This is a genomic window from Mesorhizobium sp. M7A.F.Ca.US.005.03.2.1 (assembly GCF_003997795.1).
Lineage (GTDB): Bacteria > Pseudomonadota > Alphaproteobacteria > Rhizobiales > Rhizobiaceae > Mesorhizobium > Mesorhizobium ciceri.
Genome location: NZ_RZRP01001371.1, coordinates 1 through 955 on the forward strand (window position 1 = coordinate 1; position 955 = coordinate 955).

Consider the following 955-nt stretch of genomic DNA (forward strand, 5'->3'; position numbering starts at 1 on the left):
AATGTATATCGGCCGCGACAGCGAGGCCGATGCGCCGATCGAAACCCGCGCCTCGGTGCTTGCCCTGTGGGAGCAGGCAGCGGCCGATCTCAAGCGGCTTGGCGCCGAGGTGATCGAGGTCGATTTCCCCGTCGTCTCCAACTACGAGCGCGACCGCCCCGGGGCGCGCACCATGGTCGAGCGCGGGCTGGTGCCGCAGGACTTCGCCGAGCGCGAACTCTGGGATCTCAGCATCTGGGGCTGGGACGACTTTTTGCGCGCCAATGCCGACCCGGCCGTGCCCGATCTCGTCTCCGTCGACGGCCCAAAGATCTTCCCGCAGCCGCCCGGCACGCTGCCCGACCGCTATGAGGGCGGCTTCGATCTGAGAGAATATGTGGAACGGGCCCGGTTCGGCGTCACGCCGTTCGCAGACATTCCAACGCTGGAAGACGGACTGAAGGGCCTCGAAGCAACAAGGCGGATCGATTTCGAGGTCTGGCTGGACGGCCAAGACATCGACGCCGTGGTGCTGCCCGCCGCCGCCGATGTCGGACCGGCCGATGCAGACATCGACGAGGCATCCGCCGTCCTTGCCTGGCGCAATGGCACCTGGGTCGCCAACGGCAATCTGGTCTGGCGCCATCTCGGCATCCCCACCGTCACCGTGCCGATGGGAACCATGGCCGATATCGGCATGCCGGTCGGCCTGACTTTCGCCGGCAAGGCCTATGATGACGAAAGGCTGCTGCGCATGGCCGGCGACTACGAACTGTCGACCCGGCGCCGCACCCTGCCCCCACGCACGCCGGAACTGACTGAAGATGTATTTTCCCGCCGGCCCACGCAAACCGGTAACGGCAAGGCACCTCCGCTCGTCATCGCGCTTGCCGCCGAGACGCGCACGACCGGCGATCAGGACGAGATCACCATCACCCTCGACCTGCCGATCGACGCCGAGGCGGAAAACGCCAGC

General features: G+C 66.6%; 1 protein-coding gene. It reads left to right on the forward strand.

The window, feature by feature from the left end:
* Positions 1-955: amidase family protein (locus tag EN991_RS37860; protein WP_245461194.1), on the forward strand; the 955-nt coding region annotated here is incomplete at both ends.